The sequence below is a fragment of the Thiococcus pfennigii genome (assembly GCF_016583835.1).
Classification (GTDB): domain Bacteria; phylum Pseudomonadota; class Gammaproteobacteria; order Chromatiales; family Chromatiaceae; genus Thiococcus; species Thiococcus pfennigii.
Genome location: NZ_NRRW01000105.1, coordinates 1 through 5312 on the forward strand (window position 1 = coordinate 1; position 5312 = coordinate 5312).

Annotated in this window: 6 protein-coding genes; 1 reads left to right on the forward strand and 5 read right to left on the reverse strand. The window is 63.5% G+C overall.

Annotation, left to right across the window (positions count from 1 at the left end; all coding sequences use genetic code 11):
• From CKO41_RS17775 to CKO41_RS17795, 5 genes are all read right to left on the reverse strand, one after another.
• Window positions 1–220 (reverse strand): GxxExxY protein (locus tag CKO41_RS17775; protein ID WP_338115616.1); only part of this gene is annotated, 220 nt, incomplete at its 3' end.
• Window positions 207–1568 carry a restriction endonuclease subunit S gene (locus tag CKO41_RS17780; protein WP_200383231.1) on the reverse strand — a complete coding sequence of 454 codons (1362 nt, stop codon included), beginning with the start codon at window positions 1566–1568 and terminating at the stop codon, window positions 207–209. The genes CKO41_RS17780 and CKO41_RS17775, both read right to left, overlap by 14 nt.
• Window positions 1569–1714: 146 nt before the next feature.
• Window positions 1715–1939: a type II toxin-antitoxin system MqsA family antitoxin gene (locus tag CKO41_RS17785; RefSeq protein WP_200383232.1), complete on the reverse strand. Its 225-nt coding sequence runs from the start codon at window positions 1937–1939 to the stop codon at window positions 1715–1717.
• Complete coding sequence (locus tag CKO41_RS17790) at window positions 1936–3645, reverse strand: class I SAM-dependent DNA methyltransferase (RefSeq protein WP_200383233.1); 1710 nt, start codon at window positions 3643–3645, stop codon at window positions 1936–1938. Before CKO41_RS17790 ends, CKO41_RS17785 begins: the two co-directional genes overlap by 4 nt.
• A 232-nt stretch (window positions 3646–3877) precedes the next feature.
• Entirely contained in the window at window positions 3878–4393 is a 516-nt protein-coding gene (locus CKO41_RS17795; RefSeq protein WP_200383234.1) for a hypothetical protein, read from the reverse strand.
• Between the two features lie 582 nt (window positions 4394–4975).
• Here CKO41_RS17795 and CKO41_RS17800 point away from each other — a divergent pair.
• On the forward strand, window positions 4976–5312 hold a 337-nt coding region (locus CKO41_RS17800), incomplete at its 3' end, for a TCP-1/cpn60 chaperonin family protein (protein ID WP_276568968.1).

Here is a 5312-nt window from a genome sequence, read left to right on the forward strand (position 1 = left end):
GGACGCCTTGGTATTCGATCGAAATCGGTACTTGGCGCTCAACGGTCAGTCCGCGTTGTGCCAGCTCATACGCGAGGGCCAACTCGTAGACCGACTCCAGCAGACCTGGACCCAGCGCACGATGTACGGCCAGTGCGCCATCGACGACGGCTCGGGATATTTCGTTTTCGTGCATTGAATCTGATCGATCGCTTTTCTCGCGCCGATCAGGGTGCGGCATCGAAAGATGTGCTCAATACCGGACATACTGCTTGAAGGGATTGTGTTGTCTGCCTGTCATGGCGCTTCCTAATGTACATTATTTTGCGGCCACACCCTCGGGCGAGAGTAGTGTTCTCGTTGGCTTGGGCCTTCTCAAAAATCGGCCTCACCACATCATGAAACGCCTCTAGAATAGAGGAAGATGGCAATACCACTAGCTCATTTTCGAGAAAAAACTTCGTTTGGAAGTTTGCAATTCCAGTGCTTTGATTTTGATACGCCCACGTACCGCCACCCTGATAGAGATAGTTGAGATGCTGAGCAAGCAGAAGGCCAACAGCTTTGTTTTGCGGGCGAAATCGACGACAGAAACTAGCAGGCACAACTGGATTCGAGAAGCGCGAAAAAGCTTCTGATGAGAAATAGATTGAACGCCCAGTAGGCTGCGTAGGGCTCCCACCAGACACCTCAACGACTATGTCACCCTCATCAAGTCGACGCTTATCTAACTTGTTCTTTTCGACAAAACGTTGTGGAATCTTGTCCGCAAATCCAGACTTAAATATTGGAAAATCCGTTCCCCTGATTATGGACACAAATTCGGAATACTTACCGTCCTTTTCTTCCTTCCCCCAGTCACCTCCTATCGAAGAATCCAGCAAACTTCCGAAGGAACAAAGCGTCCACCCCACCGGCTTATCCTCATCATCCAGCGCATCGGGGAAGAGGTCCCAAAGCTCCGGGGCGAGGTAGGGCGGGCGGCCTTCGGCCTTGGCGCGCGTGGGGCCGAAATCCACGAACCAGTCCGTGAAGATCGCCCGCGCGAGGGCCTCGAGGGTTTCGTTGGTCTGGCGGTTGAGTTCGACCTTGTCGTTAATGGAGCCTAACAGATCTATGATTTGATCCTGTTCTGCAACCCCAGGCAGCTCAAGAATCAGACTACGCGCCGCCCCCACATTAAAATGCTGCTGCACAGCACCAACGAGGTGGCTTTCAATATGGTGACTCGCTATAGAGTTCACCACATAGGACAAAAAACGTGATCGAAGCCTTGATCCGCACCGCACTATAACTAGATCGGAGCAATTAGCCTCCTCAAGCCAGTCAGGTATGACAGCACAAGCGCCTGGCTTTCCAGTACGGACGATCACAACGTCACCGGGACGCAGAGATGACTTACTCAGCTTCTTGTGAAAGTCTCGACCTATAAACTTCAAGCCATCAGTTCTGATACGGAAAGGCTCAACATTAAGCGAGCGCAGGAAGGGAATACCCTCATCGACATACTTGTCGGCCATCGGCCCAACATGCCCAACCGTAATTTCCTGGCAAACATCCTCTAGCCGGACAGACTCCCACTCACCCATCGACCACCACCCCCTCCAGCACCGCCCGTATCAATGCCTTTCTCGATCCCAAGCTCCGCGTGGAAATGCTGGCCCCGGCCGATGCTGCGTTGCCGGCCGTCGGGTTACGCCCCGAGGGGCTAACCCGACCTACGGGACTCGCTGCATCAAGCCGCATAACGCAGGATCTCTACCTCGGCCCGATGTGCCACGGCATCGTTCGCCAGATCATCGACGCGCTGGGCAATGCCGGCTTCCAAGGTGTAGTCACCGCAGTTTTCACAGACGCTCGCGGGGACTCCCCTGATCACGACGAGCGTCTCGCCACGGGTCAGCGATACGGTGACGGTGCCGGGGACGCCTTGCCCATTCTTGCAGGTGGCGCAGTTCATGGGGGCAGAATACCCTCCAGCTTCGCCCGGATCAGCGCCCCCAGCTCCTCGCCTTCGGCCAACTGCTCGTCGAGCTTGTCCTTGAGCGCCGCGAATCGCTCTTCGAAAGGGACGTCGTCCGCCTCCGCCGGCGCCGCGCCGACGTAGCGCCCGGGCGTGAGCACATGGCCATGCGCCCGGATCTCGTCCAGGGTCGCGGATTTGCAGAAGCCGGGCTCGTCCGCGTAGGTCGGGCGAGCGCCGCGTGACCCGTCATCGGCCTCGGTGGGCGCTGCGTCGCTGGCTGTCGGGTTACGCCCCGAGGGGCTAACCCGACCTACCGCCCGACCGGCCGCACCGCCGTTGCGCCAGGCGTGATAGGTGCCGGCGATCCTGGCGATGTCCTCGTCCGAGAGTTCCTTGCGGGTGCGGTCGACCATGTGGCCGAGCTTGCGGGCGTCGATGAAGAGGACCTCGCCGCGGCGGTCGCGGAAGCGGTGGTTCTTCTTGTCGCGGGCGAGGAACCAGAGGCAGGCGGGGATCTGGGTCGAGTAGAAGAGCTGGCCCGGCAGGGCGATCATGCAGTCGACGACGTCGCCTTCGATCATCGCGCGGCGGATGTCGCCCTCGCCGGACTGGGCGGAGGACATGGAGCCGTTGGCGAGCACGACGCCGGCGGTGCCGGTGGGGCTCAGGTGGTGGAGGATGTGCTGGAGCCAGGCGAAGTTGGCGTTGCCGACCGGCGGCACGCCGTACTTCCAGCGGGCGTCCTCGCGCAGGCGCTCGCCGCCCCAGTCGGAGACGTTGAAGGGCGGATTGGCGAGGATGTAGTCGGCCCGGAGATCGGGCAGCGCGTCCTTGTGGAAGCTGCCCTCGTTGTTCCAGCGGATGTCGGCGTCGATGCCCCGGACCGCGAGGTTCATCTTGGCCAGCCGCCAGGTGGTGTAGTTGCTCTCCTGCCCGTAGATGGCGATGTCGCCGAGGCGCCCGCCATGCTCCTCGACGAACCGCTCGGACTGCACGAACATGCCGCCGGAGCCGCAGCAGGGGTCGTAGACGCGGCCCCCTTGCTTGTCGACGGCGTAGGGTTCGAGCATCTCGACCAAGAGGCGCACGACCGAGCGCGGGGTGTAGAACTCCCCGCCCCGCTTGCCTTCGGCCCCGGCGAAGCTGCCGAGGAAGTATTCGTAGACGCGCCCGAGGATGTCCTTGGAGCGGTCGGCGGCCTCGTGCATCGCGATGCCGCTGATCAGGTCGATCAGCTCGCCGAGCATGACCTTGTTCAGCGAGGGCCGGGCGTAGTCCTTCGGCAGCACGCCCTTGAGCGAGGCGTTGCTCGCCTCGAGCGCGAGCATGGCGTCATCGATGGTCTTGCCGATGGTCGGCTGCTTGGCGCTCGCCTGGAGGTGCGACCAGCGGGCCTCCTCGGGCACCCAGAAGACGTTCTCGGCGGCGTATTCGTCGCGATCCTCGGCGACCCGGTAGCGGGCCTGCTCGTCGCGCAGGTAGAGGTCGCTGTCCGGATCGGCCGTCTCGCGCAGGAGTTGGCAGCGCTTGGCCTCGAAGGCATCGGAGATGTACTTCAGGAACACGAGCCCGAGGACGACATGCTTGTAGTCCGAGGGCTCCATGTTGCCGCGCAGCTTGTCGGCGGCCGCCCAGAGCTTGGCCTCGAAGCCGAGGTTCGCGCCACCGTTGTCGTTCTTTTTCTTCGTTGGCCTGGCCATTCACGCCCCTTGTCGGTCGAACCTGCCCGAACCTCCGCGGCGCCATCGGGGAGAGGGGCGCCCGGTCGGGTTACGCGGCGCTCACCCGAGCGCCGCGCTTCGTTGGGATTCTCGCAGGATTTCGTGGTTTCGGGGCGAAATCGGCCACCGGCGGCCAAGCTGGAGCTCGGTAGGAGTCGGCTTGCCGACGATCCGCGGGCACGGCCGGCCGCGCCGATCGCCCGCGAGCGGGTCAGTGCAACGCGGGCGGGGTGTCATCGCCATTGTTCGCGGGCAGCAGTCCGACGAATCGGCCCTCGGCCAGCGGGTAGCGCCGGAACTCGGGCTCGGCGAAGGTCCTCGCCCCGCCCTCCCCCGCCTCGATCGGCGCGATCGCCATCCAGGTTCCTCGGGGGGTCTCCAGGGAGAAGTTGACGACGTCGATCCGATAGGGCGAATCGCCGATCGAACCGTAACGCGCGATGATCTCTTCGTGACGGTGAGCCTGCTCGGCGGCCAAGGCCCAGGCGTCCATCACCATGAAGATGAAGTCCGCCCGCAGCGTGGCGGCGGCGAAGCGGATGGAGGCGGCCAGGTCGTCCTTCGGCTCGGGTGAGTCCGGGTCGATCGTAACGAGCTGCATCTCGCCCGTCGACAGGTTGCCGACGAGGGCGATGGGCGCCAGGTCCTCGCCCGCGGCGAGGAGTCCGCGGGCGGTGGCGACCATCGGCGCGATCAGGTCGCGGTAGCTGCGGGGCATGTCATCCATGGTGTCCATTATGACGCGACCTCGGGGCCTCGTGACCACACCCGCCGTCCGATCCTCGCCGAGGGGCGCGGAGATCGGCGTCGTGCCGAGGTTCACATGCCCGAGCGGGACCGGGTTGTCCATCAGTTCGGTGCCGGCCTCCAAGCATCGCGTGACGGACATGTAACGACAGGCTTGCCGGTGCCCAATTTCTGGAACCGAGCCGCGCCTGACCGCGTCGACTGTACCCATGTCCCCAACGACACGGCCGTCCAACGGGTCAGCGACCACGACCGACGTCTCCCGGCGCGCGACCCAGCGCGACAAGCTGCTGCGGCAGAGCCGGCTCTAGACCACCGTGACCCGCGGGCAACCGGCCGTGCGATGACGCTTCGCCAAGCGGACGCCTTGACGCCATGCGGATTTCGCAGCACGATCGGGCGAGACCCCGTGATCGATCAGGCACGTTGCACGCGCCCCGATGCGTTGCCTGAGGTCCGCGGCGGTCTCGATGCCTTCCCTGCAAGACCACTGAGTCAACGCACCCTCCCCATGACAGGGGAGACGGCGTTCGGCCGAGACAGAGCCGGCCAGGAAGAGCACATGGCAGAGCGCGACGAGAAGCGCCAGAACGACGCCCGTACCCGCATGATGGAAGGCGTTGACATCCTCGCCAACGCCGTCAAGGTCACGCTCGGCCCGAAGGGTCGCAACGTGGTCCTGGAGAAGGGTTTCGGCGCCCCGACCGTCACCAAGGACGGCGTCTCCGTGGCCAAGGAGATCGAGCTGTCCGACAAGTTCGAGAACATGGGCGCCCAGATGGTCAAGGAGGTCGCCTCCAAGACCTCCGACGTCGCCGGTGACGGCACCACCACCGCCACCGTGCTGGCCCAGGCCATGGTCCGCGAGGGCCTGAAGGCCGTCGCCGCCGGCATGAACC

Bases quoted from the DNA above. Each gene is read 5' to 3' on its own strand.
- CKO41_RS17795 (WP_200383234.1), bottom strand. From the start codon at position 4,393: ATGGATGACATGCCCCGCAGCTACCGCGACCTGATCGCGCCGATGGTC.
- CKO41_RS17780 (WP_200383231.1), bottom strand. From the start codon at position 1,568: ATGGGTGAGTGGGAGTCTGTCCGGCTAGAGGATGTTTGCCAGGAAATT.
- CKO41_RS17785 (WP_200383232.1), bottom strand. From the start codon at position 1,939: ATGAACTGCGCCACCTGCAAGAATGGGCAAGGCGTCCCCGGCACCGTC.
- CKO41_RS17790 (WP_200383233.1), bottom strand. From the start codon at position 3,645: ATGGCCAGGCCAACGAAGAAAAAGAACGACAACGGTGGCGCGAACCTC.